Origin of the sequence: Zoogloea sp. LCSB751, from assembly GCF_002028455.1 — a bacterium.
Taxonomy (GTDB): domain Bacteria; phylum Pseudomonadota; class Gammaproteobacteria; order Burkholderiales; family Rhodocyclaceae; genus Zoogloea.
In genome coordinates, this window is sequence record NZ_MWUM01000674.1 from 1 (window position 1) to 233 (window position 233).

1 protein-coding gene is annotated in these 233 nt (G+C 60.1%); it reads left to right on the top strand.

Annotated features, from left to right (window positions below; translation table 11 throughout):
* Positions 1-233, top strand: a 233-nt coding sequence (locus tag B4920_RS28125; RefSeq protein ID WP_216820154.1) for a hypothetical protein, incomplete at both ends; no start/stop codon positions are given.

Here is a 233-nt window from a genome sequence, read left to right on the forward strand (position 1 = left end):
GGCCTCGTCTATGAGCTGGCCGTCGACTGGCTGCTGGAGCAGCGCCACAGCGAGAACAACTACAAGACCTACCGCAGCGAGCTGACCACCTTCCTGCATTGGTGTTTCTGCGAAGTGGCCATCAGCCCCAAGGATCTCACCAGGCGCATCATGATGCGCTCCCTCGACTACTGCCAGGCACCGCCACAGGCGCTGATCGCATACCGAAACGTAGCCCAGTTCGTACTCGACAA